At 63.6% G+C, this 26,283-nt stretch carries 24 protein-coding genes and 1 tRNA gene; 10 read left to right on the top strand and 15 right to left on the bottom strand.

Annotated features, from left to right (window positions below; genetic code table 11):
* Positions 1–263 precede the first annotated feature (263 nt).
* The 8 genes from GGR17_RS09860 to GGR17_RS09825 form a co-directional block, all read right to left on the bottom strand.
* The gene (locus GGR17_RS09860) at positions 264–1,016 is read right to left on the bottom strand and encodes a LuxR family transcriptional regulator (RefSeq protein ID WP_054538839.1); all 753 of its coding nucleotides are present in this window, start codon (positions 1,014–1,016) and stop codon (positions 264–266) included.
* A 465-nt stretch (positions 1,017–1,481) separates the two neighbouring features.
* Entirely contained in the window at positions 1,482–2,174 is a 693-nt protein-coding gene (phoB, locus tag GGR17_RS09855; RefSeq protein ID WP_037206529.1) for a phosphate regulon transcriptional regulator PhoB, read from the bottom strand.
* Entirely contained in the window at positions 2,171–2,896 is a 726-nt protein-coding gene (gene phoU, locus GGR17_RS09850; RefSeq protein WP_054538838.1) for a phosphate signaling complex protein PhoU, read from the bottom strand. Before phoU ends, phoB begins: the two co-directional genes overlap by 4 nt.
* A 13-nt stretch (positions 2,897–2,909) precedes the next feature.
* Positions 2,910–3,707: a phosphate ABC transporter ATP-binding protein PstB gene (pstB, locus tag GGR17_RS09845; protein ID WP_054538837.1), complete on the bottom strand. Its 798-nt coding sequence runs from the start codon at positions 3,705–3,707 to the stop codon at positions 2,910–2,912.
* 13 nt (positions 3,708–3,720) lie between these two features.
* Complete coding sequence (pstA, locus tag GGR17_RS09840) at positions 3,721–5,079, bottom strand: phosphate ABC transporter permease PstA (protein ID WP_054538836.1); 1,359 nt, start codon at positions 5,077–5,079, stop codon at positions 3,721–3,723.
* A complete protein-coding gene (pstC, locus tag GGR17_RS09835; protein ID WP_054538835.1) occupies positions 5,076–6,545 on the bottom strand; it encodes a phosphate ABC transporter permease subunit PstC in 1,470 nt (489 codons plus the stop codon). Before pstC ends, pstA begins: the two co-directional genes overlap by 4 nt.
* An 87-nt stretch (positions 6,546–6,632) precedes the next feature.
* Positions 6,633–7,664, bottom strand: coding sequence for a substrate-binding domain-containing protein (locus tag GGR17_RS09830; RefSeq protein ID WP_054538834.1), 1,032 nt, complete (start codon positions 7,662–7,664; stop codon positions 6,633–6,635).
* Between the two features lie 170 nt (positions 7,665–7,834).
* The gene (locus tag GGR17_RS09825; protein WP_054538833.1) at positions 7,835–8,875 is read right to left on the bottom strand and encodes an ATP-binding protein; all 1,041 of its coding nucleotides are present in this window, start codon (positions 8,873–8,875) and stop codon (positions 7,835–7,837) included.
* Between the two features lie 226 nt (positions 8,876–9,101).
* Between GGR17_RS09825 and GGR17_RS09820 the strand changes: the two genes are divergently transcribed.
* Complete coding sequence (locus GGR17_RS09820; RefSeq protein WP_054538832.1) at positions 9,102–9,479, top strand: hypothetical protein; 378 nt, start codon at positions 9,102–9,104, stop codon at positions 9,477–9,479.
* A gap of 9 nt (positions 9,480–9,488) precedes the next feature.
* Here GGR17_RS09820 and GGR17_RS09815 read toward each other — a convergent pair whose 3' ends face one another.
* The 3 genes from GGR17_RS09815 to GGR17_RS09805 are packed head-to-tail and all read right to left on the bottom strand — an operon-like array spanning position 9,489 to position 11,551.
* Positions 9,489–10,019, bottom strand: a complete 531-nt coding sequence (locus GGR17_RS09815; RefSeq protein WP_054538831.1) for a gamma carbonic anhydrase family protein — start codon at positions 10,017–10,019, stop codon at positions 9,489–9,491.
* The gene (gene gmk, locus GGR17_RS09810; protein ID WP_054538830.1) at positions 10,016–10,657 is read right to left on the bottom strand and encodes a guanylate kinase; all 642 of its coding nucleotides are present in this window, start codon (positions 10,655–10,657) and stop codon (positions 10,016–10,018) included. Before gmk ends, GGR17_RS09815 begins: the two co-directional genes overlap by 4 nt.
* A 3-nt stretch (positions 10,658–10,660) precedes the next feature.
* Complete coding sequence (locus GGR17_RS09805; protein WP_054538829.1) at positions 10,661–11,551, bottom strand: YicC/YloC family endoribonuclease; 891 nt, start codon at positions 11,549–11,551, stop codon at positions 10,661–10,663.
* Positions 11,552–11,689: 138 nt separating this feature from the next.
* Here GGR17_RS09805 and GGR17_RS09800 point away from each other — a divergent pair, with 138 nt between their 5' ends.
* The gene (locus tag GGR17_RS09800; RefSeq protein WP_054538828.1) at positions 11,690–12,373 is read left to right on the top strand and encodes a PAS domain-containing protein; all 684 of its coding nucleotides are present in this window, start codon (positions 11,690–11,692) and stop codon (positions 12,371–12,373) included.
* A 3-nt stretch (positions 12,374–12,376) separates the two neighbouring features.
* On the opposite strand, the gene GGR17_RS09795 is transcribed toward GGR17_RS09800, so the two are convergent.
* The gene (locus tag GGR17_RS09795; RefSeq protein ID WP_054540382.1) at positions 12,377–13,744 is read right to left on the bottom strand and encodes a class II 3-deoxy-7-phosphoheptulonate synthase; all 1,368 of its coding nucleotides are present in this window, start codon (positions 13,742–13,744) and stop codon (positions 12,377–12,379) included.
* A gap of 272 nt (positions 13,745–14,016) precedes the next feature.
* On the opposite strand from GGR17_RS09795, the gene GGR17_RS09790 reads away from it, so the two are divergent.
* From GGR17_RS09790 to GGR17_RS09755, 8 genes are all read left to right on the top strand, one after another.
* Positions 14,017–14,934: a GlxA family transcriptional regulator gene (locus tag GGR17_RS09790; RefSeq protein ID WP_369817422.1), complete on the top strand. Its 918-nt coding sequence runs from the start codon at positions 14,017–14,019 to the stop codon at positions 14,932–14,934.
* 130 nt (positions 14,935–15,064) lie between these two features.
* Positions 15,065–16,261: an ABC transporter substrate-binding protein gene (locus GGR17_RS09785; RefSeq protein ID WP_054538827.1), complete on the top strand. Its 1,197-nt coding sequence runs from the start codon at positions 15,065–15,067 to the stop codon at positions 16,259–16,261.
* A gap of 90 nt (positions 16,262–16,351) precedes the next feature.
* Positions 16,352–17,137: an ABC transporter ATP-binding protein gene (locus GGR17_RS09780; protein WP_037206555.1), complete on the top strand. Its 786-nt coding sequence runs from the start codon at positions 16,352–16,354 to the stop codon at positions 17,135–17,137.
* A gap of 87 nt (positions 17,138–17,224) precedes the next feature.
* Entirely contained in the window at positions 17,225–17,935 is a 711-nt protein-coding gene (locus GGR17_RS09775; protein ID WP_054540381.1) for an ABC transporter ATP-binding protein, read from the top strand.
* Positions 17,936–17,938: 3 nt separating this feature from the next.
* Positions 17,939–18,949: a branched-chain amino acid ABC transporter permease gene (locus GGR17_RS09770; RefSeq protein WP_054538826.1), complete on the top strand. Its 1,011-nt coding sequence runs from the start codon at positions 17,939–17,941 to the stop codon at positions 18,947–18,949.
* A complete protein-coding gene (locus GGR17_RS09765) occupies positions 18,946–20,244 on the top strand; it encodes a branched-chain amino acid ABC transporter permease (protein ID WP_054538825.1) in 1,299 nt (432 codons plus the stop codon). Before GGR17_RS09770 ends, GGR17_RS09765 begins: the two co-directional genes overlap by 4 nt.
* A 36-nt stretch (positions 20,245–20,280) precedes the next feature.
* Positions 20,281–20,493 (top strand): hypothetical protein, encoded by a 213-nt coding sequence (locus tag GGR17_RS09760; protein WP_157445555.1) that lies wholly within the window; start codon positions 20,281–20,283, stop codon positions 20,491–20,493.
* A 200-nt stretch (positions 20,494–20,693) separates the two neighbouring features.
* The gene (locus tag GGR17_RS09755) at positions 20,694–23,102 is read left to right on the top strand and encodes a GcvT family protein (protein ID WP_054538824.1); all 2,409 of its coding nucleotides are present in this window, start codon (positions 20,694–20,696) and stop codon (positions 23,100–23,102) included.
* A 7-nt stretch (positions 23,103–23,109) separates the two neighbouring features.
* Here GGR17_RS09755 and GGR17_RS09750 read toward each other — a convergent pair whose 3' ends face one another.
* From GGR17_RS09750 to GGR17_RS09740, 3 genes are all read right to left on the bottom strand, one after another.
* Positions 23,110–24,189, bottom strand: a complete 1,080-nt coding sequence (locus tag GGR17_RS09750; protein WP_054538823.1) for a Hint domain-containing protein — start codon at positions 24,187–24,189, stop codon at positions 23,110–23,112.
* Between the two features lie 392 nt (positions 24,190–24,581).
* A complete protein-coding gene (locus tag GGR17_RS09745; RefSeq protein ID WP_082386584.1) occupies positions 24,582–25,352 on the bottom strand; it encodes a Hint domain-containing protein in 771 nt (256 codons plus the stop codon).
* A 799-nt stretch (positions 25,353–26,151) separates the two neighbouring features.
* A tRNA-Leu gene (locus GGR17_RS09740) sits at positions 26,152–26,237 on the bottom strand.
* Positions 26,238–26,283 lie beyond the last annotated feature (46 nt).

Here is a 26,283-nt window from a genome sequence, read left to right as displayed (position 1 = left end):
GGCGGGGCTGCACCGTCCATGAAATCGCGCCTCGTCGTTTGGGGAAGCGGACAAGGCACGATCTGAGTGTCGGCCCCACCGGCGGACTATACACCGGCGGACCGACGATCCGGTTACCCGGACAGAGAAGATGACCAGCGAAATTACGCGTCACCCCACCCCGTAGTTCCCAGGCCAAAGCCACCACTCACGGAACATTCGCAAACTGACCGTTTACGTACCGTAAGCATAGTAGGGGATTCCCTACCTGCGGCCTTTCTGCCTCAGCCATCGACAGCAAAAATCTGGTTCTGAAACGACGCTTTGAGCACCGCTTGCGCCGTTGTTTCGACATTGAGCGCCTCGCGCGCAAGGCGCAGGTGCTTTTCCACCGTTGCCGGCGTCAGGCCCATGATTTGCGCGATGTCCTGGGTCGTCTTGCCATCGCCGACCCATTCCAGCGCCTCTTTCTGGCGCCGCGTCAGGCTGCGCCGCGCGCCGGAATAGGGCAGGCAGGTGAGCCTCATGTGGGCGACGTTGCAGATCACCATGAACTTGCGGCCGTGCTCTTCCCAGATCGCATCGACATCATCCTGCGTCAGGCCAGCGCGGGCGATCAGCCCGAGCGCGCCCTTGGAGCGGATGGAGGAATCCTTGAAACTTATGGAATATCCGGAGGTTACAGCATGGGCCTCATTGAAATCCAGAACCTTGCGCTCGGCCTCGGTTATGCCGTCGCGCAATGCCATCTCGGAAATCCAGCGCCACGAACAGGCCCCGACGTTCTCGGCCGCCCAACGCACCATCGGCGCATGGAAATAGAGCCCCTGATTGATGAAGCCGTTGACATAAACCTCATCGGCATTGGACAGGATCAACAGATCCTGAGGGTCACCGAATGAATTCGCGGTGCGGAACCGGGTGTAGCCGTAGAGCAGCCTGTCGAAGCCGTAGCCATCCATGAAGGCGGTCAGATGCGCCCAGACCTGTTCAACGGTGTCCGCGTCGAGCAGCGCTTCGAGATCATCCAGCTTCATGGTGGCACCATGTTGAGCCTTCAGGTCGGCGAATCAACAGTGCATGCAAAGAGAATCGCTCCTGCGTGAGGACGACTCGCGGCCATGCCCGATGGGTAAAGTTCACGTCAGAACTCATTGTTTTTCCCCGTCTTTAATCGTTAACAACAATATAATCTGCGATGTCCAGTAGGGTTCCGGCGCCGTATGGGGGAAATTCGGCGCCATTTTCCCCGTAGTTATCCGGCCAAAACTGAAGGTGAATTAGGGCCAAGATGTGTTTTCTGGCGCAAAATGAACCGAAGCGCCAGAAAAAGGTTAACAAAACCCGCCGGCCACCGCGCATCCGGGGCCAGGCAAGCGTGGATGTTCAACACAGGATACGCGCCGGGCGTTCCGCCAGAACACCGGAGCATGCTGATGTATCGCCGGGGTCGAAATGACGTCCGCATTGGTAGAATATTTACATAATACTGATTATCGGAGCTATCCCAATGCGTATCCGGCGCCCCGCACCGTTCTGACCGGATCCGGCCCGCCATACTGGCACAGCGCCTTGCGCAGGCGTCCGATGTGAACATCCACCGTGCGCGTGTCGACATAGATGTCGCGCCCCCAGACCCGGTCGAGCAGTTGCTCGCGGCTCCAGACCCGGCCGGGCTTTTCCATGAAGGTCGACAGCAGACGAAACTCTGTCGGGCCAAGCTTCAGCAGCTTTTCGTTGCGGAACACCTTGTGGGTCTCGGCATCGAGCATGATGTCCTCGAACTCCAGCTGTTCGCCAACGGACGCGGGCCGCGTGCGGCGCAGTTGCGCCCGCACGCGCGCCATCAGTTCGACCACCGAATAAGGTTTGACCACATAGTCGTCCGCGCCGGTTTCCAGCCCCCGCACCCGGTCCACCTCTTCCGACCGGGCCGACAGCATGATGATCGGCACGCCGCGCGTGTCGGCGCGCGATTTCAGGCGCCGACACACTTCGATGCCCGAAACATTGGGCAGCATCCAATCCAGAACGATGATGTCCGGCGCGTCTTCATCCACCAGCAACAGCGCTTCTTCGCCATTCTCGGCCTTGGATACCGAAAACCCCTCGGCCTCCAGGTTATAGGCCAGAACCTCCCGCTGCGCCGGTTCGTCCTCGACCACCAGAACCGTGGGCTGCTCGGCGCTTGTCATCCCTCGACCTCTGTCGTCTCAAAGGATGTCAGATCGCTCTTGGGCCGGGTGTCTTCGGGCATTTCACCCGTCGCCAGATAGATCACCTGTTCCGCAATCGAGGTAACGTGGTCGCCCATCCGCTCGATGTTCTTGGCGATGAAATGCAGATGCATGCAGGCGGTGATGTTGCGCGGATCCTCCATCATGAAGGTCAGGAACTGGCGGAACAGCGCATTGTACATCTGGTCCACCTCATGGTCGCGCATCCGCACATCCTGGGCCAGTTCGACGTCGCGCTGGATGTAGGAATCAAGTGCATCCTTCATCATGCCCTCAACGGCCTTCGCCATGCGCCGGATCGCGCCGGACGCGCCGTCGATGGGCTGCATCTGAACCAGCACCGAGGTGCGCTTGGCCATGTTCTTGGCATAGTCGCCGACCCGTTCCAGATTGGCCGAGATCTTCATCACGGTCAGCACCGTGCGCAGATCCGTCGCCGCCGGCTGCCGCAGCGCCAGAAGCCGGGCGCATTCCTCGTTCACGCGTTCTTCAAGCTCGTCGATGGCCTTGTCACCGGCGCGCACCTGCTCGGCCAGTTCCTCGTCCCGGCGCTCCAGCGATTTGGCGGCGTCCAGCACCGCGGCCTCGACCAGCCCACCCATCTTCATGATCTGCGCCTGGATCGCCTCCAGATCGCGGTCATAAGATGCCACAATATGCTTACTGTCCTGATTTGGCATGATATTTTTCCAATTAGCCGATACGGCCGGTAATATAGCTCTCGGTCCGCGGGTCCTGCGGATTGGTGAAAATCTGCCCGGTCTCGCCGAACTCCACGAGGTTGCCCAGATGGAAGAAGGCGGTCTTCTGGCTGACCCGCGCGGCCTGCTGCATCGAGTGGGTCACGATAACCACCGAATATTGCTCGCGCAACTCGTCGATCAGCTCTTCAACCTGGGCGGTCGCGATCGGGTCGAGCGCCGAACAGGGTTCGTCCATCAGCAGAACCTCGGGTTCGGTCGCCACCGCGCGCGCGATGCACAGGCGCTGCTGCTGGCCGCCGGAAAGGCCGGTGCCCGGCGCATCCAGCCGGTCTTTCACCTCGTCCCAGATCGCGCCACGACGGAGCGATTTTTCCACGATCACATCCAGATCGGCCTTGTTGCCCGCCAGCCCGTGGATGCGCGGGCCATAGGCGACGTTGTCGTAGATCGTTTTGGGGAACGGGTTGGGCTTCTGGAACACCATGCCCACCTTGGCGCGCAGCTGCACCGGGTCGACCTTGGGGTCGTAGATATCCTCGCCGTCCAGCAGGATCTCACCCTCGACGCGTGCCACATCGATCGTGTCGTTCATCCGGTTCAGACAGCGCAGAAAGGTGGACTTGCCGCAGCCCGAGGGGCCGATGAAGGCAGTCACGGTCTTGTCTTCGATGTCGATATTCACATCCTTGATGGCGTGGGTTTCGCCATAATAGACCTGACAATTTCGTGCGGAAATCTTCACTGCCTTGGTTTCCACTTCTCTCTCCACAATTCGCATGTCGTTCATTTCAGCTATTCCCTTACCAGCGACGTTCGAACCGGCGGCGCAGCATGATGGCGACGGCGTTCATGAACAGAAGGAAGATCAGCAGGACGATGATAGCGCCGGATGCGCGTTCCACAAAGGCCGGGTCGGCCCGCTGGGTCCAGTTGTATACCTGCACCGGCAGCGCCGATGCGGGGTCGAAAAAGCCCTCGGGCGGCGCGCCGGGGTATTCGCGCACGAAGGCCACCATCCCGATCAGCAGCAGCGGCGCGGTTTCGCCAAGCGCCTGGGCCAGGCCGATGATGGTGCCCGTCAGAATGCCTGGTGCGGCCAGCGGCAGCACGTGGTGGAACACCGATTGCATCTTCGAGGCCCCTACCCCCAGCGCCGCGTCCCGGATCGACGGCGGCACCGATTTCAGCGATGCGCGGGTCGAGATGATGATGGTCGGCAGCGTCATCAGCGTCAGCACCAGCCCGCCGACGATCGGCGCGGATTGCGGAAGCCCGGCGAAGTTGATGAAGATCGCCAGGCCAAGAATACCGAACACGATCGAAGGCACCGCGGCCAGGTTCGAGATATTCACCTCGATCAGGTCGGTCCAGCGGTTCTTCGGCGCGAACTCCTCCAGATAGATGGAAGCGGCCACCCCGATCGGCAAGGCCAGGATCAGAACCACAAGCATCATGTAAAGCGAGCCCAGGATCGCCACGCCCAGGCCGGAGGCCTCGGGCCGGTTTTCCGATGCGTCGGGATTGGTGATGAAGCCCCAGTTGAAGCCCTTGATCAGCACGCCGTCCTCTTTCAGCGCATCCGCCAGCATCAGCTGCTGCGGCGTTACGTTGCTGTCCAGCTCGGCCGAGGCCATGGTGACGCGGTCCTTGAAATAGCCGTCGATCCGGCCATTGGCGAGCACCTTGAAATTGACCGTGGTGCCGATCTTTTCGGGATTCGCCAGAACATAGTCGCGCAGCTGCGCCGGCGCGTCCTTGGAGATGATGTTGCCCGCGTCCTTGGCCGACAGACCTTCGATCTGAATCCCGGTCTCGGCGATCTTCGCCGCCATCGCGGCGGTGATCAGCGGCGCATAGCCGAAGGTCGAGACCTTTTTCAGATCCTCGATATTGCGGTTGCCGGCCTTGTCGAGCCTGTCTTCCTGAAGCTCGACATCCAGCGAGATGAAGGTTTGCTGGAACGAGCCGAGCCCGTTGTTCAGGATCGAGGCCAGCAACAGGATCAGCGCCAGAATGCCCACGCTGACCGCAGCCAGACCGTAGAGGCGAAAGCGCGTCTCGGCGGCGTTGCGTTTCTTGGTCAGCGCATCCTGGGACAGAAGCGATCCATGACGCGGAGAGCCGGCGGCGGCGGCCGGATTTGCCGTTGCGTCGGTCATTCATACTGCTCCCGGTATTTGCGCACGATATAAAGCGCGAGGACATTCAGCCCGAGGGTGATGACAAACAGCGTCAGGCCCAGGGCAAAGGCGACGAGGGTTTCCGGCGAGGCGAAATCGGTGTCACCCGTCAGCTGGCTGACGATCTTCACGGTAACGGTCGTCATCGCCTCGAACGGGTTCAGGCTGATCCGGGCCGCGGCCCCTGCCCCCAGCACCACGATCATGGTTTCGCCGATGGCGCGCGATGCAGCCAGCAGGATGGCGCCGACGACACCGGGCAGCGCCGCGGGGATCACCACCTGGCGGATGGTCTCGGATTTGGTGGCCCCCAGGCCGAGCGAGCCGTCGCGCATCGATTGCGGCACCGCGTTGATGATGTCATCCGACAGCGACGAGACAAAGGGGATCAGCATGATGCCCATCACCACGCCCGCGGTCATCACCGAGGCGGAGCTTTCGCCCAGCCCCAGCGGCTGCGCGAAATAGTCGCGCAGCATCGGGCCCACGGTGATCAGCGCGAACAGGCCGTAGACGATGGTGGGGATGCCGGCCAGGATCTCGATCAGCGGCTTGGCGATGGCACGCATTTTCGGCCCGGCATATTCAGACATGTAGATCGCGGCGAAAAGCCCGATCGGAACCGCCACCAGCAAGGCCACGACAGAGATATAGAGTGTGCCCCAGAGCAGCGGCAGGATCCCCAGCTGCGAGGCCCCGCCCCGACCGCTGAAGCTCGGGCTCCAGGTGGTGCCGAAGAAGAAGTTCGTCCAGGAATATTGCGAGAAGAAGTTGCGCGTTTCGAACAGCATCGACAGGATGATGCCCACCGTCGTCAGGATCGCGATGGTCGAGGCGAGGATCAGCAGGGATTTGATGCCGGTCTCGACCACGTTGCGTGCGCGGAAATCCTTGGTCGTCTGCAGATAGGAATAGCCGAACCCCACCACCGCGACCGCAAGCACCAGCACCGTCATGATGGCGGAATAGCGCGCCTGAAGCCCGCGATAGTGTTGCGCAGCGCGCAGAACCTCGGGGCGGACGTTGGAGCCGAGCGCCACACCGACCCGGCCCAGCCGCTCGCGCACATCGGTGAATTCGGTGCGGATGCTGTCGGCCTGATCGGGGGTCATCGCGCCCTGGGCCACGGCCGTGTCGAGCCCTTCGGCCACGCGGCGCACGTCGCTCATCACCAGGCTGCGCGAGGATCCTTCGGCAATGGCGCTCTCGGGGATCAGCCCGATGATCTGGCGCTCGATCAGGATCGGCTGCATCAGCAGCCACAGCCCCATGAACAAAAGCGCCGGCGCGATCGTCAGCAGCGCGACATTGGAACCGTAATAGGTGGGAAGCGAGTGCAGATGGCGCACATCGCCATCCGCCGACGCCATCGCGCGCCGCCGTCCGAGCATATAGCCCACCCCGCCAAGCGCGAGCACGATCAAGACAATCCAGAGGACAGGCATCAGCCCCTCATTCGTTTGGGTAAAGGTCTTAAAAAGGGAAGTCCGAGCGGCGCGGGATACGCGCCGCCCGTCAGGCGAGGATACGCCTTAGTTCATGGTCGTTTCGGCAGCCACGGCCGCCTGGATGGCGGAAAGCTCGGGGTCCGAAACCAGACCATAGGCAGCCAGCGGGCCGTCGGGGCCGGCGATCTCGTCAGAGACGAAGAACTCGGCATATTCCTTGACGCCGGGGATCACGCCGATGTGGGCCTTCTTGATGTAGAAGTACAGCGGGCGCGACACCGGGTATTCGCCGGTCGAGATGCTCTCGGTCGAGGGAACGACGCCGGACATGGTTGCGACCTGCAGCTTGTCGGTGTTGTTCTCGTAGAAGGCCAGACCGAACACGCCGATGCCGTCCTTGTTGGCGTCGATGCGGGCCAGGGTCTCGGTGTAGTCGCCGTCGATGTCGACCGAGCGGCCATCGGTGCGAACGCTCATGCAGGCTTCTTCAGCCGCATCTTCGTCGCCGCCGTTGATCTTCAGGATGGCTTCCATCGCGCCGCTGTCTTCACAGCCCTGCAGCAGAACCTTTTCCTCGAACACTTCACGGGTACCGTGCTTGGTGCCGGGGATGAAGGCCATGATGTCCTGCTTGGGGAACTCGGCGTTCACGGTCGACCAGGACACGTTCTGGTTCGGCACCATGGCGCCATCAACCGGGATCTCGGCGGCCAGCGCCAGGTACCAGTCGGAGGGGGTGAACTCGAACGAGTTGCCATTGATGTCGGAGGCGAAGACGATGCCGTCATAGCCGATGCGCACTTCGATGATATCGGTCACGCCGGCTTCGGCACAGGCCGTGATCTCTTTGTCGCGGATTTTGCGCGATGCGTTGGCGATGTCGATGGTGTTCTCGCCGACGCCTTCGCAGAAGCGCTTCAGGCCAGCCGAGGAACCGCCCGATTCCACGACCGGGGTCGGGAAGTCGAAGTTCTCGCCGAAGGCTTCGGCAACGATGGAGGCGTAAGGCAGAACCGTCGAGGAACCGGCGATCTGCACGTTGTCACGTGCAGCGGCGGCGGTTGCGGAAACGGCAGCGATCGCCAGCGTGGAGGCGGTCAGTTTCACAAAGGACATGTAGAGCTCCTGATGTCTTGGTGTCGGTCGCAGTCAGCAGCGACCTCAGAGCGCGTGGTATTGCCCCGTGGCTATGGTTTTGTGACAGTTTGGTAACGATTTTATGACAAGGCGCGGTATCGGGAAAATCTAGACAAATCGCCTCAGTTGTCGAGGGTTTTTGGGCGCCGTTAAGCAACTGGCAACATGACCGAAAAGCGGCTGCCCTCGCCCGGGGTGCTGTCGATGCGGAACCGGCCGCGATGACGCGTGACGATATGCTTGACGATGGCCAGCCCAAGCCCGGTTCCGCCCATTTCGCGCGACCGGTGGTCATCGACACGGTAGAACCGTTCGGTGAGTCGCGGAATATGAACCGGATCAAAGCCCTCGCCGCGGTCTATGACGTCGATCCGCACACCGGGGCCGCGGAACGCAAGCTCCCGTTCGGAATAGGTGATCTTGACCGTGACGCGGCCATCGGCGCCGCGGTATTTGATGCCGTTCTCGATCAGGTTGGTGAAGACCTGCACAAGCTGATCGGCATCGCCGAGCACGAAGACCGGCGCGTTATGGCCGGTGACGTCCAGCGCCACATTCGCTTCTGCCGCCATCGCGCGCAGCGTCATCACCGAGGAATTGACCAGCGCCACCACATCGACCCGCTCCGACGGGCGCATCCGCTCTTCGCTTTCCACCCGGCTGAGCGACAGCAGATCGCGCACCAGCCGGTTCATCCGCTCCGCCTCGCGCCCCATGATGTTGAGAAAGCGCTCCCGCGCCTTCGCATCATCGCGGGCCGGGCCCTTCAGCGTTTCGATAAAGCCCAGCAGCGCGGTCAGCGGGGTCTTCAGCTCGTGGCTGACATTCGCCACGAAATCGCGGCGGATCTGTTCGGCCTGCTCGCGCGCGGTGACATCCTCGAAACAGACCAGCACGCCATGCCAGCCATCCAGTTCCACCGGGCTGGTGGTGACGTCATAGCTGGCCTCGCGCGACATGTCGGTGGTCAGAAAGCGGCTGCGGCGCTGCTGCCGCAGCCGCAGCGTTTCCTCGACGCAATCCAGGAGCGCGGGATGGCGCAGCACGGTGATATACTGCCGCCCGATGCCGCTGTTGCCGAACATCTCCTCGGCGCGGGCGTTCATCATTTCGACCCGCTCGCTCTGGGAAATCAGGACAAGGGGCAAGGGGACCGCCGCAAGGACGTTCTGAAGCGTATCGGGGGACATGTGGTGTTTTCCGGGCCTGCTGCGTTTGGCGCAACACTTGTCCAGCGGTCCGGTTTTGTAAATGCGGATCGGCAAGCAGCGGGCGCGGCAGAGATGCGCCGGATTTGAATTTACAACCTAAACCTGCAGAGATGTTTTGGATTTCCGAAAAAATCTGTCTAACATTTCCGTCGACGCCCCGCCTTCGCCCATCTGATTGCCCTGCCAAGTGATTCGAGCCTGAGTTTTGAAGCAACATCCTCAAATCCACATCCAGCCCCGCGAGGCTCCGGCCGGCGCGACGCTGGCGCTGGTCATCGGCATGCCCACCAGCGATGTGCCGCGCTGGCCCCTGCCGGACGCGACAGCGCGGCTAGAGCCCCTGCCCTATACGCTGTTGCACGCCGGGCTGGCCTGCGCGCCCGGCACGTCATGTATCGTCTCGCCGCTGGTGGCAGAACATTTCGATGCGATGGACCTGGCGCTGCAACTGCACCTGGCGGACTATCGCGGCACTTATCTGGTGGTGGCGCCGCGCGTGCCGCGCCCCGAGATCATCCGCCGCGAACTGCGCCAGATCTGCCCCGGCCTCGATGTCGAGGTGATCACCTGCGCCGGGCACTGAGCGGGCGCTCTAGCGGACGGGCTGAAGCCCCTGATGAAACCGGCGCATGTTCGCCTGATAGCCCTGGGCCGATTTGCGCAGCTTTTCGATCGCGGCCTCGTCGAGCTGCCGGACCACCTTGCCCGGCGCGCCCATCACCAGCGATCCGTCGGGAATCTCCTTGCCCTCGGTGATCAGCGCCCCCGCCCCGATCAGGCAGTTCTTGCCGATCTTCGCGCCGTTGAGGATGGTCGCCCCCATGCCGATCAGCGTCTCGTCGCCGATGATGCAGCCGTGCAGCATCGCCCGGTGCCCGATCGTGCAGTCGCGCCCGATGGTCAGCGGATAGCCGATATCGGTGTGGCAGACGGTGCTTTCCTGAACGTTGCTGCCATCGCCCACCGTGATCGTCTCGTTGTCGCCGCGCAACGTGCAGCCGAACCACACAGAGGCGCCGTTGCCGATAACGACCTTGCCGATCAGATTGGCATCGGGCGCGATCCAGCAATCGCCATCGGGGGGAAGCTCCGGGGTGAATCCGTCGAGTGAGTAAAGCGTCATTGGTTCTCTTCGAACTCCATTTGAAGCCGGCGCACGTGATCCAGCAGATCGGGCTGCTGGCTGCGGCGCAGGCGTGTCGCCGTCACTATGGTTTTCAGACGTTCCTCGGTTTCGTCAAGGTCGTCGTTGACCAGCACGAAGTCATACCCGTCCCAATGGCTGATTTCATCCCAGCTGCGCTGCATCCGCTTGGCGATCGTTTCCGCGGTATCCTGGCCGCGGCTTTCCAGGCGCCGGCGCAGCTCGGTGATCGAGGGCGGCAGCAGGAAGATCGACAGCGTGTGCCGCCCCAGCGCCGAGTTGCGGATCTGCTGCGCGCCCTGCCAGTCGATGTCGAACAGCACATCCTGCCCGGCGTCTATCGCGTCCTGCACCGCGGCGCGGGGCGAGCCGTAGAAGTTGCCGAACACATGGGCATGTTCCAGCATCTCGCCCTCCGCCACCGCGCGCTTGAACTCGGGCTCGCTGATGAAATGATAATCCCTGCCCTCCACCTCGCCCGGCCGGGGCGGCCGCGTGGTGGCCGAGACCGAAAAGCGGATCGCCGGATCCCAGACGCGCAGCCGCTTTGCCAGCGTGGATTTGCCCGCGCCGGAGGGCGAGGACAGGATGATTAGAAGCCCGCGCCGGTCGGCCATGTTCTACTCCACGTTCTGAACTTGCTCGCGCATCTGATCTATGGTGGCCTTGAGGTCAAGGCCGATCCGGGTCAGCGCGGTGGACTGCGACTTGGAACACAGGGTGTTGGCCTCGCGGTTGAATTCCTGCATCAGGAAGTCGAGCTTGCGGCCGATCGGCCCCTCGGCCCGCAACAGATCGCGCGCCGCCAGCACATGCGCTTCCAGCCGGTCCAGCTCTTCGCGGATGTCTGCCTTGACCGCGATCAGCGCCAGTTCCTGGGCCACGCGGGCCTCGTCGGCCCCCTCGCTGTGATCCATCACGCGCGCCAGGTTGCTGCGCAGGGAAACAGCCATCTGGCCCTGGCGTGCATCCGCCTCGCGCATCGCGTCGGCGATCAGCGCCTCGATGGCACCAAGCTGATCATGCAGCACCGCGGCCAGCGACGCGCCCTCGCCCGCGCGCATCTCGTCGAAAGCCTCGATCAGCGCCGGCAGCTCGCCCAGCAGCGCCTTCAGAAGCGGCCCGGTATCTTCGTCGGCGGGCCCGGTCTGCAGCACGCCGCGCATCCCCATCACCTCGGCCACCGAGGCCGGGCGCAGCGGCAGGTTCTGCTCTTTCGCCGCCCGTTCCACCTGCTTCAGCGCCGCCAGCATGGCGTGCAGCATGTCGGAATCCACCTGAAAAGGCATATCGCCCGCCTCGCGCGTCAGGCGCAGGTTCAGGCTGATGTTGCCCCGCTTGATCCGCCGGGCCAGTTCGGCGCGCGCGCCCTGTTCCAGCCCGCCGATCCAGTCGGGCACCCGCAGCCGCAGGTCCAGCCCCTTGGCGTTGACACTGCGCAATTCCCACGCCCAGCGATACGGGCCCTGCCCCCCGGTCGCCGCAGCGAACCCGGTCATAGAGTTAACCATCTGTTTTCTTTTGTCCCTCGGTATCCGGCATTTCATGCCATGTTAAGACTTGGGTAACCGTGTCGTCCTAGCGTTAACACATCGGCCGACGCAGCGACAACGGCGCCCGCATTCGGGATGTCTGGCAAGAGGTGCGCGGTGAGACGGCTGTTTGGCAAAGGGGCAAAGGTGATTGCCCTGTCGGAGTATCGGGGGACCATGCGCTTTCCGCTTGTCAATGAGGTCGAGGCCTATTGGGAAGGTCTGCGTGCCGGGCGCGTGCTGCCCGACCGGGCCGAGGTGGATCCGCGCGGCCTGGAACGCGCGCTGGATCATGTGTTCATCCTGGAACGGGTGGCGCCGGGCATCGTCCGGTTCCGCGTCGCCGGATCGCATCTGGCCGGCCTGATGGGGATGGAGGTCAGCGGCATGCCGCTTTCGGCGCTTTTCACCGCTGCGGCCCGGCCCGCGCTGGCCGCCCATGTGCAGGGGCTGTTCGACGGGCCGCAGACCCTGCGCCTGACCCTGTCGGGCGAAGGCGCGCACGGGCTTTACGGCACCATGCTGCTGTTGCCGCTGCGCAGTGAAACCGGCGCCATAGGCCGGGCGCTGGGCTGTCTGGTAACGGAGGGCGGCGCCGGCCGCGCGCCCTGCCGGCTGCGCATCGACGCGGCCCGCGTGAAGCCGTTGCCACCCCTGCCCGGCTTCGTCGCCCCCGCGCCCGCGCCCGCCACGGGGTTTTCCGAATGGCCCGCAAGCTTTGCGCCGCAACCGCCCGCCACCAAAGACAAAGGGCCGCGCGACAGTCGCCCGGCCCTTCGGCTTGTCAGATCCGGCGACTGACGGTCAGAGCACCGCGCGCCGCGTCTCCTGGCGGCGGTCGCCAAGCTCTTCGGCCACCAGAAACGCCAATTCCAGCGCCTGGGTGGCATTGAGGCGCGGGTCGCAGGCGGTGTGATACCGATCCGACAGGTCCTCTTCGGTCACGGCGCGCACGCCGCCGGTGCATTCGGTCACGTCCTTGCCCGTCATCTCGAAATGCACGCCACCGGGGATGGTGCCCTCGGCCTTGTGCACGGCGAAGAACTCCTGCACCTCGCGCAACACGTTGTCGAACGGCCGGGTCTTGTAGCCGGTCGCCGACTTGATCGTGTTGCCATGCATCGGATCGCAGGTCCAAAGCACGTTGGCGCCGGTCTCGCGCACCGCGCGGATCAGCCGCGGCAGATGCTCGCCCACCTTGCCGGCGCCGAACCGCGCGATCAGGGTCAGACGGCCCGGCTCGTTCTCGGGGTTCAGCTTGTCGGTCAGCAGCTTCAGGTCATCGGCCGTCATCGACGGGCCGCATTTCAGGCCGATCGGGTTCTGCACACCACGGGCGAACTCCACATGCGCGCCGTCGGGCTGGCGCGTGCGGTCGCCGATCCAAATCATGTGGCCGGAGCCCGCGATCATGGTGCCGGTGGTGCTGTCCACGCGGGCCAGCGCCTCTTCATATTCCAGCAGCAGCGCCTCGTGCGAGGTGAAGAAATCCACCGTCGCCATGGTGCTCGCGGTTTCGGAGTTGATCCCGGCGGCAGACATGAAATCCAGCGTGTCCGATATGCGGCTGGCCATTTCGCGGTATTTCTCGGCTTCTTCACGATCGGTGAAGCCCAGAGTCCAGCTGTGCACCCGATGGATATCGGCATAGCCACCCTTGGAAAACGCGCGCAGCAGGTTCAGCGACGCCGCCGCCTGGGTATAGGCCTCCAGCATCCGGTTGGGATCGGGCGTGCGGGCGGCTTCGGTGAACTCGAAGCCGTTGATGATGTCGCCGCGGTAGGACGGCAGCTCGACGCCGTTCACGATCTCGGTCGGGGCCGACCTCGGCTTGGCGAACTGCCCGGCCATCCGGCCCACCTTGACCACCGGCACCTTGGCGCCATAGGTCAGCACGATGGCCATCTGCAGCAGCACCTTGAACGTGTCGCGGATGGTCACGGCCGAAAACTCGGCAAAGCTTTCGGCGCAATCCCCGCCCTGCAGCAGAAACGCCTCGCCCTTCGACGCCGCGGCCAGCTTTTCCTTCAGCTTGCGGGCCTCGCCGGCAAAGACCAGCGGCGGATACTGGGCGAGCCGGGCCTCCACGGCCTCCAGCGCTGCCTTGTCCGTATACTCGGGCATCTGAACCCGGGGCTTGTTGCGCCAGTCAGATTTTTGCCACTTGGTCATCGTCATTGCTCCAAAAACTGCGGTTTCGCGCGCGTTCTTATAGGCATTCGGGCCCGCGCGCGCCACCGCAAATTCCGCGCGGCCAAACCCGCCGATCGGCGGGTTTTTCCCGCGATGGCTTGATTGCCGGGGCCAAACCTGCTTTCGCTGGTGTGTTGCACCGCAGGGAGTGTCTGGTGGCAGATCGGTTGAGCGAGGAGTTCCTGATTGACGTGGAAGGCGAAATCGCCCGCCCGCGCACCTTTGTTTTCGTTCTGCTGGACCAGTTCACCATGCTCAGTTTCGCCTGCGCGATCGAACCGCTGAGAATAGCCAACCGCATGTCGGGCAAAGAGCTTTACCGCTGGGTGCTGGCGGGCGAAGGCGGCGATTTCGCCACCTGCTCCAACGGCGCGTCCTTCAAGCTCGACATGGATCTGGACGAGCTGAACCGCGAGGACGTCATCCTGCTCTGTGGTGGCACAGACGTGCAGGCGGCGACCACCAAGCGCCTGCTGAACTGGCTGCGGCGCGAGGCCCGGCGGGGCCTGACCATCGGCGGGCTGTGCACTGCCTCTTACACGATGGCGAAGGCGGGGCTGCTGGATGGAAAGCGCGCCACGATCCATTGGGAGAATCAGGACAGTTTCACCGAGGCGTTCGAGGATGTCAGCCTGACCAAATCGGTCTTCGTGATCGACGGCAACCGGATGTCGACGGCCGGCGGCACCTCTTCGATCGACCTGGTTCTGAAAATGGTGGCCGATGACCATGGCGAGGAACTGGCCAATGCGGTGGCCGATCAGCTTATCTATTCGTCGATCCGCACCGACCAGGACACCCAGCGCCTGTCGATCCCGACGCGCATCGGCGTGCGCCATCCCAAGCTCAGCCAGGTGATCCAGATCATGGAGCAGAACCTCGAAGAGCCGATTTCGCCCGCGATCCTGGCCCATGACGTGGGCCTGAGCACCCGGCAGCTCGAACGGCTGTTCCGCCGCTATCTCAACCGCTCGCCCAAGCGCTATTACATGGAACTGCGGCTGCAAAAGGCGCGCAACCTGCTGATGCAGACGGATATGAGCGTGATCAACGTGGCGCTGGCCTGCGGCTTCGCCTCGCCCTCGCATTTCTCCAAATGCTACCGGGCCCATTACAACACGACCCCCTATCGCGAACGTGGCAGCCAGGCCACGCGGCTCTCGATTTAGGCACCCGTGGCCGCTGTGTGGAAAATACCGCCCTTCCCCGACGTCCTGCCGCATGGGCGCGCTTTTCTTTTTCAGATACGCCCTTTACGATTTTTCACCGGAGACGGTTCCAATACGGGAGTGAAGACACATGAAGAAACTGCTTTTGGGCACGGCCCTTTCGGCGGTCACGGCGACTGCCGCGCTGGCGGCATCCCATTCCAACGAGGTCAAGCTGGGGATCATTCTGGGCTTCACCGGCCCCATCGAATCGCTGACGCCGCTGATGGCGGCAAGCGCCGAGCTGGCGATGAAGGAAGTGTCTGACTCCGGCGCGCTGCTGGGCGGGGCCACGGTAACGCCGGTGCGCGCCGACAGCACCTGTGTCGACGCCGCCGCCGCGACCGCAGGCGCCGAACGGCTGATCACCTCGGACGGGGTGAAGGGCATCATGGGCGCGGATTGTTCCGGCGTCACCGGCGCGGTGCTGGCCAATGTGGCGGTGCCCAACGGCATCGTGATGATCTCTCCCTCGGCAACCTCGCCCGCGCTCAGCGCCGCCGAAGACAACGGCCTGTTCTTCCGCACCTCGCCCTCAGACGCGCGCCAGGGCCAGGTTCTGGCCGATGTGCTGGTCGAACGCGGCATCACCACGGTCGCGCTCAGCTATACCAACAACGACTATGGCAAGGGCCTGGCCGACAGTTTCGAGGCGGCGTTCAAGGCGGCCGGCGGCAGCGTCACGCTGAGCACCGCGCATGAAGACGGCAAGGCCGATTACTCTGCCGAAGTGGGCGCGCTGGCCTCGGCCGGGGGTGATGCGCTTGTGGTCGCCGGCTACGTCGATCAGGGCGGCCCGGGCATCATTCGCGCCGCGCTGGATACCGGTGCGTTCGAGACGTTCGTGCTGCCCGACGGGATGATCGGCGCCGCCCTGGAAACCACCTTCGGCGACGAGATCGACGGGTCCTTCGGCACCCTGCCCGGCACCGACAGCGAAGGCGCCGGCATGATGCTGGAAATGGCCGAGGCCGCCGGCTTTACCGGCAACTCGCCCTATGTCGGCGAAAGCTATGACGCCGCCGCGCTGATCATGCTGGCGATGCAGGCGGCCGGATCGGCCGAGCCCGCCGATTACAAGGGCAAGGTGTTCGACGTGGCCAACGCCCCCGGCGAGCCGATCTATCCCGGCGAGCTGGCCAAGGCGCTGAAGATCCTCGCCGAGGGGGGCGAGATCGACTATGTGGGCGCCACCGCCGTCGAGCTGATCGGGCCCGGCGAATCCGCCGGCAGCTATAAAGAGATCGAAATCAAGGGCGGCAAGATCGAAACCGTGGCTTACCGGTAAGCGCGCATTCTGAAACCCGAAACAGCCTGGGGCCCGGCCCCGGGCTGTTTCCATAAACAAGAAGGGCCAAAAGGCCCGAGGGGGCTGGGGATGATCATCGCCCGGGACATACACAAGCACTTCGGCGGGTTTCGCGCCGTTGACGGCGCTTCGATCGAGATCGAAGAAGGCTCGATCACCGGGCTGATCGGCCCGAACGGTGCCGGAAAATCGACCCTGTTCAATGTGATCGCCGGCGTTCTTCCACCAACGTCAGGCAGCGTGACGATGGCGGGCGAGGATATCACCGGCCTGCCGCCGCACGCGCTGTTTCACAAGGGGCTGCTGCGCACCTTCCAGATCGCGCACGAGTTTTCATCGATGACGGTACGCGAAAACCTGATGATGGTGCCCGGCGGCCAATCCGGCGAAGGCCTGTGGAACGCCTGGTTCCGGCGCGGCGCGGTGGCCGCGCAAGAGCGCGCGCTGGCGCAAAAGGCGGATGAGGTGCTGGCCTTTCTGACCATCGACCATCTGGCCGAGGAAAAGGCGGGCAACCTGTCTGGCGGCCAGAAGAAGCTGCTGGAGCTGGGCCGTACGATGATGGTGGACGCGCGGGTCGTGTTTCTGGATGAGGTTGGCGCGGGCGTGAACCGCACCCTTCTGAACACGATCGGCGATGCCATCCTGCGGCTGAACAAGGAGCGCGGCTATACCTTCTGCCTGATCGAGCATGACATGGATTTCATCGCCCGGCTCTGCGACCCGGTGATCGTGATGGCCGAGGGCAAGGTTCTGGCACAGGGTTCGGCCACGGAGATCATGCAGAACGAGGCGGTGATCGAGGCCTATCTGGGCACCGGGCTGAAGAACAAGATGAAAGCGGCGGCGCAATGACCGGGCGGATGTGCCGGATGGCGCGGCCGGATGCCTCCGGCGGGGATATTTGGGGAAAGATGAAGAGCAATGCTGCGCGGAGGGCCCATGGCTGAGCCCTTTCTGATTGGCGAGAACATGACCGGCGGCTATGGCGGCGCGGATATTCTGCACGGCTGCACCCTTTCGGTGGAAAAGGGGCAGATCGCGGTGATCGTCGGGCCGAATGGCGCCGGCAAGTCCACCGCGATGAAGGCGGTGTTCGGGATGCTGTCGATCCATACCGGATCGGTGCGGCTGGATGGCGAGGATATCACCGCGCTGTCGCCGCAGGCCCGTGTGGCCAAGGGGATGGGGTTCGTGCCGCAGACCAACAACATCTTCACCTCGATGACGGTCGAGGAGAATCTGGAGATGGGCGGCTTTCTGCGACGCGATGATATTTCGGGGACGATCGAGCAGGTCTATGATCTGTTTCCCATCCTGCGTGACAAGCGGCGGCAGCCGGCGGGCGAACTGTCGGGGGGGCAGCGCCAGCAGGTGGCGGTGGGCCGGGCGCTGATGACCGGGCCCAGGCTGCTGATGCTGGACGAGCCGACCGCGGGGGTTTCACCCATCGTGATGGATGAGCTGTTCGACCGGATCATCGAGGTGGCCCGGACCGGAATTTCCATCCTGATGGTCGAACAGAACGCCCGGCAGGCGCTGGAGATCGCCGACCGGGGCTATGTTCTGGTGCAGGGCGCGAATGCGTTCACGGATACCGGAAAGGCGCTGCTGGCCGATCCCGAGGTCCGGCGCACGTTTCTGGGAGGATAGGCGATGGATTTTCTCAACGCCCTGGTGGCGCTTGCCAATTTCGTTCTGATCCCCGCCACCGCCTATGGCGCGCAGCTGGCGCTAGGAGCGCTCGGGGTTACGCTGATCTATGCGGTTCTGCGGTTTTCCAATTTCGCCCATGGCGACACGATGGCCTTTGGCACCATGGTCACCATTCTGGTGACCTGGGCGCTGCAGGGGGCGGGTGTGTCGCTGGGGCCGCTGCCGACCGCGCTTCTGGCGCTGCCGGCGGGGATCGCGGTGACCGCGCTGCTGCTGCTGGGGACGGACCGGATGATCTATCGTTTCTACCGGCGCCAGAAGGCGGCGCCGGTGATCTTTCTGATCGTGTCGATCGGGATCATGTTCATCATGAACGGGCTGACCCGGATCATCATCGGCCCGGACGATCAGCGCTTTGCCGACGGGGCGCGGTTCATCATCAGCGCGCGTGATTTCAAGCAGATGACCGGGCTGGCAGAGGGGCTGGCCATCCGCACCACGCAGGGCATCACGGTGATCACGGCGGTGATCGTGGTGGCGCTGCTGTTCTGGTTTCTCAACAGGACGCGCACCGGCAAATCGATGCGCGCGTTTTCCGACAATGAGGATCTGGCGCTGTTGTCGGGCATCAACCCCGAGCGGGTCGTGACCATCACCTGGGTCATCGTCGCCGCGCTGGCGACCATTGCCGGGGTGCTGTACGGGCTGGACAAGAGCTTCAAGCCCTTTACCTATTTCCAGCTTCTGCTGCCGATTTTCGCCTCGGCCATCGTCGGCGGGCTGGGCAGCCCGGTCGGCGCCATCGCGGGCGGGTTCGTGATCGCCTATTCGGAGGTGACGGTGACCTATGCGTTCAAGAAGGTGCTGACCTATCTGCTGCCTGAAAGCATGGCGCCCGACGGGTTGGTGCAGCTTCTGTCCACCGATTACAAATTCGCGGTGTCCTTTGCCATTCTGGTCATCGTGCTTCTGTTCCGGCCGACGGGGCTTTTCCGGGGGAAATCGGTATGACGAAACGGGATGCATTTCTGTTCGCCGTCGTGGCGGCGCTGATCATCGGCACCGGCTTCGTGCAAAGCTGGAACGCGGCGCTGACCATTCTGAACATGGGCCTGATTTCAGCCGTGATGGCCCTGGGCGTGAACATGCAATGGGGCTATGCGGGCCTGTTCAACGTGGGCATCATGGGCTTTGTCGCGCTGGGCGGGCTCGGGGTCGTGCTGACGTCGGCCGCGCCGGTGGGGGCCGCATGGGCCGCCGGCGGCGCGCGGGTGGTGCTGGCGCTGGCGGTGGGTGCGGCGGTGATCATCGGCGCGGTGGCGATCTGGAAGCGGCTGGCGAAAGGCCGGGTGCGCAGCCTGGCGCTGGTGTGCTGGCTGGTCGCCGGCTTCTTCGTCTACCGCTGGCTGCTGGATCCCGGCGTTGCCGCGATCGAGGCGGTGAACCCTGCCAGCACCGGCTATCTTGGCGGGCTGGGCCTGCCGGTGTTGCTGAGCTGGCCGGTGGGCGGGCTGCTGGCCGCCGGCGCGGCGTGGATCATCGGCAAGACGGCGCTTGGCCTGCGGTCGGATTATCTGGCCATCGCCACGCTGGGGATATCCGAGATCGTGATCGCCGTGCTGAAGAACGAGGATTGGCTGGCGCGCGGGGTGAAGAACGTGATCGGCCTGCCCCGCCCCGTGCCCTATGAGATCGACCTGCAAGGCAGCGCCGCGTTTCTGCAGACCGCGGCGCGGTTCGGCGCCGATCCGGTTACCGCGTCGTCGGTGGTGGTCAAGCTGTGCTATGCGCTGCTGTTCACCGCCGTTCTGCTGGCGCTGATCTGGCTGAGCGAGAAGGCGCTGAATTCGCCATGGGGCCGGATGATGCGCGCCATCCGCGACAATGAGGTCGCCGCCGAGGCGATGGGCAAGGACGTCAAGGCGCGGCATCTGCAGATCTTCATCCTGGGCTCGGCCATCTGCGGGATTGCCGGGGCGATGATGACCACGCTCGACGGGCAGCTGACACCCGGCACCTATCAGCCGCTGCGCTTTACCTTCCTGATCTGGGTGATGGTGATCGTCGGCGGATCGGGCAACAACTGGGGCGCGGTGCTGGGCGGGTTCCTGATCTGGTTCCTGTGGGTGCAGGTGGAACCGCTGGGCCAGTGGCTGATGGCGCTGATCACCTCTCCCATGGCCGACGGTTCGGCGCTGAAGGCGCATCTGATGGACAGCGTGGCGCATATGCGGCTGCTGACCATGGGGGTGGTGCTGCTTGTGGTGCTGCGGTTCAGCCCGCGCGGGCTGATCCCTGAACGCTAACCGTTACAGGCGCAGCCCGGCCCGACACGACAGGCCTTGTCGCGGCTGATGCAGCTGTTACCACAGGCCTTGCCCTTGCTGCAGACCTTGCAGCATGCGGCGTTGAAAAGCGTATCGGGCCGCAAATCCTGTATTCTGTCCAGAAGGGATGGGGCGGATGAAACCGGCGTGGTTTGCATGCCTCCTGCCGATATCGACAGTCCCGAAGCCAAGGCGATGACAATCGCCAGAATATGTATTTTCACCTAGTCCTCATCAATGCACAATGAGCGCCTGAGATTGCGCCGTTAATATTTCATTAACTAAGATTAACAGAATATCGTCCAATCCGCGATAGAGACCGAGAAAACTCCCCCCTGCCCGGATGCGACATATCATGTCGCCTTTGGCCTTGCCGCCCCGGCCCCTCGCCGCCACGCTGGCCCCATGTTGCAAGCCATGAGGGCCCCATGAAAACCCATACCCAGGTCTGCGTCATCGGCGGCGGCGTTGTCGGCTGTTCGGTGCTTTACCATCTGACCAAGCTCGGCTGGTCCGACGTCATGCTGATCGAGCGGTCGGAACTGACGAGCGGTTCCACCTGGCACGCGGCGGGCGGGTTTCACACGCTGAACGGCGATACCAACATGGCCGCGCTGCAGGGCTATACGATCGGGCTCTACAAGGAGCTGGAGCAGATCACCGGCATGAATTGCGGCCTGCATCATGTGGGCGGCATCACCCTGGCCGACACGCCCGAACGGTTCGACATGCTCAAGGCCGAGCGCGCCAAGCATCGCTACATGGGGCTGGACACCGAAATCCTTGGCCCCGACGAGATCAAGGAAAGGGCCGAGCTGGTCAATATCGACGGTATTCTGGGCGGGCTTTACGACCCGCTCGACGGGCATCTGGACCCGTCCGGCACCACCCACGCCTATGCCCGCGCCGCAAGAATGGGCGGGGCCGAGATCGTGCTGCACAACCGGGTGCTCGAAACCAACCAACGGACCGATGGCACCTGGGAAGTCGTCACCGAAAAGGGCACCGTGATCGCCGAGCATCTGGTCAACGCCGCCGGCCTGTGGGCGCGCGAGGTTGGCGCGATGGCGGGCATCTATTTCCCGCTGCACCCGATGGAGCATCAGTATCTGGTGACAGACGAGATCCCCGAGATCTATGAGCGCGGCACCGAGTTTCCGCATGTGATCGACCCGGGCGGCGAAAGCTATCTGCGCCAGGAAGGCCGTGGCCTGTGCATCGGCTTTTACGAAAAACCCTGCGAGCCATGGGCAGTGGACGGCACCCCCTGGGAGTTCGGGCATGAGCTGTTGCCAGACAAGCTCGACAAGGTCGAGGCAAGCATCGAATTCGCCTATCGCCGTTTTCCGGTGCTGGAACGCGCGGGCGTGAAAACCGTGATCAACGGCCCCTTCACCTTTGCCCCCGATGGCAACCCGTTGGTCGGGCCGGTGCCGGGGGTGCGCAACTATTGGTCGGCCTGCGCGGTGATGGCGGGGTTCAGCCAGGGCGGCGGCGTCGGCCTGACGCTGGCGCAATGGATGATCGAGGGCGAACCGGCGCAGAACAGCTTCGCGCTCGATTGTGCGCGGTTCGGAAACTGGATCACGCCGGGCTATACCCGCCCCAAGGTGATCGAGAATTACCAGAACCGGTTTTCCGTGACCTATCCCAATCAGGAACTGCCCGCCGCGCGCCCGTTCAAGACCACGCCGATGTATGACATTTTCGATGGCATGGGCGCGGTCTGGGGCCAGCAATTCGGGCTGGAGGTGGTGAACTATTTCGCCGAGGGCGATGAACCGCGTTATGAAACCCCGAGTTTCCGCCGCTCCAACGCCTTCGCCGCCACCGCGCGCGAGGTGATGGCCGTGCGCAATGGCGTGGGCATCAACGAGCTGCAGAACTTCGGCAAGTTCAAGGTCACGGGCACGGACGCCCGCGCCTGGCTGAACCGGATCATGGCCGGCCGCATCCCCGCGCCGGGCCGCGTGGCGCTGACGCCGATGCTGTCGCCCAAGGGCAAGCTGATCGGCGATTTCACCGTGTCCTGCCTGCGCGAGGGCGCGTTCAACCTGACCGCCTCTTACGGGTCGCAAGCCTATCATCTGCGCTGGTTCTTGCAGAACCTACAGGGCGATGTGCAGGTTGAAAACGTCTCTGACACGCGCACCGGGTTTCAGATCGCCGGGCCGAAGGCGGCCGAGCTTCTGGCGCGCTGCACCCGCGCCGATGTGGCGGCGATGCGGTTCATGGATGTGCAGCCGATGGTCGTGGGCATGGCCGATTGCGTGGTCCAGCGGCTGAGCTATACCGGCGATCTGGGCTATGAGATCTACTGCGACCCGATCAGCCAGCGCGCGCTTTGGGCCGTGCTCTGGGCCGCCGGGCAGGATCTGGGCCTGCGCCCCTTCGGGATGCGGGCGATGATGAGCCTGCGGCTCGACAAGTTCTTCGGCGCATGGCTGCGCGAGTTCTCGCCCGACTACACCGCCGCCGAAACCGGGCTGGACCGGTTCATCGCCTTCGGCAAGCCCGACGATTTCATCGGCCGCGCCGCCGCCGAGGCCGAGCGGCAGAAGGGCCCGGCCCGCCGGCTTTGCGCCTTCGAGGTGGACGCCGAGGATGCCGATGTCATCGCCCATGAACCGATCTGGATCGATGGCGCGGTGCGCGGCTTCTGCACCTCGGGCGGCTATTCGCACTGGGCGCAAAAATCCATCGCGCAAGGGCTGATCCCCGCCGATCTGGCGCAGGACGGGCTATCGGTGGAGATCGAGATTCTGGGCCAGCGCCGCCCTGCCCGGCTGATCACCGAACAACTGTTCGACGCGGGCGACACCCGCATGCGGGGCTGAGCCCGGCTCAGCCCGCCAGCAGCCGCGCCTCGTGCTTTTTCAGCGTCTTGCGCGCGGCCGAATAATCCTGCAGCCCGGCGCGGGTTTCCAGCTCGGGAAAGAGCTGGAAAATCTCGCTGCGCTGATCTTCGCCCAGCCCCTGCATCGAGTAATCGCCGGGCTGAAAGCTTTCGGTCCAGGCGCCATTGGCCAGCACCACCTCGTGCCGGTCGAACAGGAAATGGATATAGCTTGTCGGCTGCGGCCCGACACGTTCGACCCCCGGCATGTGCAGCAGATGCTTGGCGGCCACCAGCACCTCATGCTCGTCGAAATATAGCTGCGCGTGTTTCGAGGCGAGCAGCATCCGGTGGCTCGGGCTGACCATCATGTCATGCAGCGGCGCGCCGTCGCCGAAGGCCCCGGCGCGGATCAGGATCGGGCGCAGGTCGAGGTTGTCGCGCAGCTTATCGGCGGTCAGATCCCGACGCCCGGACCAGCGGATTTCCTGCACGCCATTGTCGCGGGTGATCACCCTGTCGCCCGGCTGCAGTTCCTCGACCGGGCGCGCGCCCTTCAGCGTGGCAACCGTGGTGCCCGGCGTAAAGCAGACGATGATGTCTTCGATGTCGCAAAAGGTCATCGTGCCGGTGAAGTTGCCGGCATCGTCGATGAATTTCACGATACCGTTTTCATGATCCTTGGACGTATAGATAACGCAGAACGCGCCCGTGCCGCTCAGATCCAGCGTGTCACAGCCGCTGCCACCATCGACATGGTCGCCCGCGGTGATGTCGAAAAAGATATCATCCCCCGAACCGCCGGACATGTAGTCAGCCCCGGCGCCACCGGAAACGGCGTCATCGCCGCAGCCGCCCGAAATGAAATCATTGCCGTCTTCGCCGAACAGGTGATCGTCATCATCGCCGCCGTCGATACAATCATTTCCGGCACCGCCCAGGATGGTGTCATCGCCCGTACCGCCGAGCAGCGTGTCATTGCCGGCCAGCCCGTTGATCGTGTCGTCACCGCCCTTGCCGTCGATGCAATCGGAGGCATTCGTTCCGTTCAGAACGTTGTCGTTATTATCACCAATGATGTTCGCCATGGCAGCGGCCCTCGTTCAAATCACACTCACCAGATCCAAATGGATCACACCGTTTCGCATTATTTTTTTACTGAACGACGGATGCTGCCTGCATGTCGTCCTGAATTTGCCCAAGTTTCGCCACATTTGAAAGCGTCTTTTTGCAGTCGCAGCATCTTTCGCCCCGTTTTATTGCCAGAAACCCGCATGTCGAAATTCCGACGAGGCGAGCTTTCCGGCCATTCCCGAACAAATGACGTTTTTTCCGCCATTTGTTTCACATTCTTCAACAACCAGCCCCGCCCCCCTTTGCCGGCACCAACCGCCCTGACGCCGGGGCCGCGCGAAAAGACGCGGCCCCGGCAGGACCGGAACGGGCAAAAGGCGCCCGGCTCCGTGCTGCATATGCCGCATCAATCCGTCAGGCGCTGGCTTTCACCCTCGCTCAATACCCGCCGCGCCGGCGGGAAAACCGTTTCCCCAGGTGCCGTCCGCAGCCTGGGAAACAGGTCGTAAATCTCGGTTCTCTGGGCGTTGCCCATCCCGTCGAGCACCGCCTCTTCGGGCTGAAAGCTCTCGGTCCAGATGCCGTTCGACAGGATCACCTCGTGCCGGTCGAACAGGAAATGGATGTAGGTCGTGCTCAGGGTATCGACCACCTGAATGCCACGGTGGTTCACCAGATGCTTGGCCGCCGCCAGCACCTCGCGCTCGCGGAAATTCACCAGCGCACGGTCGCTGGCACACAGCACCCGGTGGTTCGGACTGACCATCATGTCACGCTCGGGCAGCCCGCCGCCAAGCGCGCCCTTCCTGATCAGGACCGGTTTCAGATACTGCGCCGCGGTCAGATCGCGGCCTGTCAGCGTTTTGCTTCCAACCCAGCGGATTTCCTGAATGCCGTTGTCTCGGGTGATCACCTTGTCCCCCGCGCGCAGCGTTTCGGCGGGCTTTACGCCCCGGGGCGTCGCGATTCCGGCGCCCGGTGTGAAACAGGGACAGCCCGAGGCCCCGTCCCTGCGCCCCTCGCCTTCCGGCGTCGATGCGCCATCGGCCCGCGCATCCGGCGCCTGGTCCTTCCGGGCGCTTTCGGATGCCGCGATGGCACCGGATCCGGCGGCGGAGAAAAAGACCGCCGTTCCGCTATTGCCCCTGGTCTTCTTGTCATACGGATACTCAGACATCACTCACTCTTCACTTTTCCGCACGACAGGCAACGCGGCACGGCGGCCCGCTTTTCCTCATGTCACTCGTTACGCACACACTTGGCTCAACCACATCACTTGCTACGCATCGATACGCGCGATGCACCCGCAGGCGGCAAAGATCGAATGCCCGTGGCGGCGCACATGAATGTCTGTCCTGGTGAGGGAGAACGGGCGGATCGTCAGACCCAAACACCGGCCGCCGGCAATACAACACGCCCCGGCAACCCCGCCCGCAAATGCGCGACCGCCGCAAAGCGCGTAGGTCGGCACACATGTTCTCCCGCATCCAGCAAGACGCGTTCTCATGTGCGGCCGCCCCCGTGGCCTTATGTCTTCACCCCCCAGCAGGGTGTCCTCGGTTTACCCATCCAGACCCCTCTCGGCCAAGCCAAAAGTGGCGCTCGCATGGCAAAATCGGGGTCAGGGCGCGCGTGTTTCAACCCTCTCCGCGCGACGTGCGGCCCGCGCTCTGCGGGTGATTGTTTCCGGTTTTGCATCGAAACTGCGGGTGGGAATGCGCGTTTCCGGGGGATTCCGGCAATCCGCGCGGTGCCCCGGCCCGTTATTGTTTCCAGAAGGCGCGCGCTTAACCACGGCCTGCGCGCCACATTTCGAACAAGATCAAGGCGAAAATGTGAACCCGCCTTTGTTTCGAAAGGCGATGCAATCGGGACGTTCTAAAATGATTGGAAACGTGGGCAGAAAACTGCCGTGCGGAAACCCGCCGAATCGTGCCGGATCGGAAAATATTTGCAGAATCAGGATTTCGAAAAGCTGGTGCCCGAGGTGGGACTCGAACCCACACACTGTTTCCAGCGGGGGATTTTGAATCCCCTGCGTCTACCATTCCGCCACTCGGGCCAGCGGAGACGGTCTTTAATACGCCGCCGCCGCCGCGCCAAGCGAA

It is taken from the genome of Actibacterium naphthalenivorans (genome assembly GCF_014196965.1).
GTDB lineage: Bacteria > Pseudomonadota > Alphaproteobacteria > Rhodobacterales > Rhodobacteraceae > Actibacterium_A > Actibacterium_A naphthalenivorans.
This window is presented reverse-complemented; position numbering and strand designations above follow the sequence as displayed.

Bases quoted from the DNA above. Each gene is read 5' to 3' on its own strand.
- GGR17_RS09860 (WP_054538839.1), bottom strand. From the start codon at position 1,016: ATGAAGCTGGATGATCTCGAAGCGCTGCTCGACGCGGACACCGTTGAA.
- phoB (WP_037206529.1), bottom strand. From the start codon at position 2,174: ATGACAAGCGCCGAGCAGCCCACGGTTCTGGTGGTCGAGGACGAACCG.
- phoU (WP_054538838.1), bottom strand. From the start codon at position 2,896: ATGCCAAATCAGGACAGTAAGCATATTGTGGCATCTTATGACCGCGAT.
- pstB (WP_054538837.1), bottom strand. From the start codon at position 3,707: ATGAACGACATGCGAATTGTGGAGAGAGAAGTGGAAACCAAGGCAGTG.
- pstA (WP_054538836.1), bottom strand. From the start codon at position 5,079: ATGACCGACGCAACGGCAAATCCGGCCGCCGCCGCCGGCTCTCCGCGT.
- pstC (WP_054538835.1), bottom strand. From the start codon at position 6,545: ATGCCTGTCCTCTGGATTGTCTTGATCGTGCTCGCGCTTGGCGGGGTG.
- GGR17_RS09830 (WP_054538834.1), bottom strand. From the start codon at position 7,664: ATGTCCTTTGTGAAACTGACCGCCTCCACGCTGGCGATCGCTGCCGTT.
- GGR17_RS09825 (WP_054538833.1), bottom strand. From the start codon at position 8,875: ATGTCCCCCGATACGCTTCAGAACGTCCTTGCGGCGGTCCCCTTGCCC.
- GGR17_RS09815 (WP_054538831.1), bottom strand. From the start codon at position 10,019: ATGACGCTTTACTCACTCGACGGATTCACCCCGGAGCTTCCCCCCGAT.
- gmk (WP_054538830.1), bottom strand. From the start codon at position 10,657: ATGGCCGACCGGCGCGGGCTTCTAATCATCCTGTCCTCGCCCTCCGGC.
- GGR17_RS09805 (WP_054538829.1), bottom strand. From the start codon at position 11,551: ATGGTTAACTCTATGACCGGGTTCGCTGCGGCGACCGGGGGGCAGGGC.
- GGR17_RS09795 (WP_054540382.1), bottom strand. From the start codon at position 13,744: ATGACCAAGTGGCAAAAATCTGACTGGCGCAACAAGCCCCGGGTTCAG.
- GGR17_RS09790 (WP_369817422.1), top strand. From the start codon at position 14,017: ATGCTCAGTTTCGCCTGCGCGATCGAACCGCTGAGAATAGCCAACCGC.
- GGR17_RS09785 (WP_054538827.1), top strand. From the start codon at position 15,065: ATGAAGAAACTGCTTTTGGGCACGGCCCTTTCGGCGGTCACGGCGACT.
- GGR17_RS09780 (WP_037206555.1), top strand. From the start codon at position 16,352: ATGATCATCGCCCGGGACATACACAAGCACTTCGGCGGGTTTCGCGCC.
- GGR17_RS09775 (WP_054540381.1), top strand. From the start codon at position 17,225: ATGGCTGAGCCCTTTCTGATTGGCGAGAACATGACCGGCGGCTATGGC.
- GGR17_RS09770 (WP_054538826.1), top strand. From the start codon at position 17,939: ATGGATTTTCTCAACGCCCTGGTGGCGCTTGCCAATTTCGTTCTGATC.
- GGR17_RS09765 (WP_054538825.1), top strand. From the start codon at position 18,946: ATGACGAAACGGGATGCATTTCTGTTCGCCGTCGTGGCGGCGCTGATC.
- GGR17_RS09755 (WP_054538824.1), top strand. From the start codon at position 20,694: ATGAAAACCCATACCCAGGTCTGCGTCATCGGCGGCGGCGTTGTCGGC.
- GGR17_RS09750 (WP_054538823.1), bottom strand. From the start codon at position 24,189: ATGGCGAACATCATTGGTGATAATAACGACAACGTTCTGAACGGAACG.
- GGR17_RS09745 (WP_082386584.1), bottom strand. From the start codon at position 25,352: ATGTCTGAGTATCCGTATGACAAGAAGACCAGGGGCAATAGCGGAACG.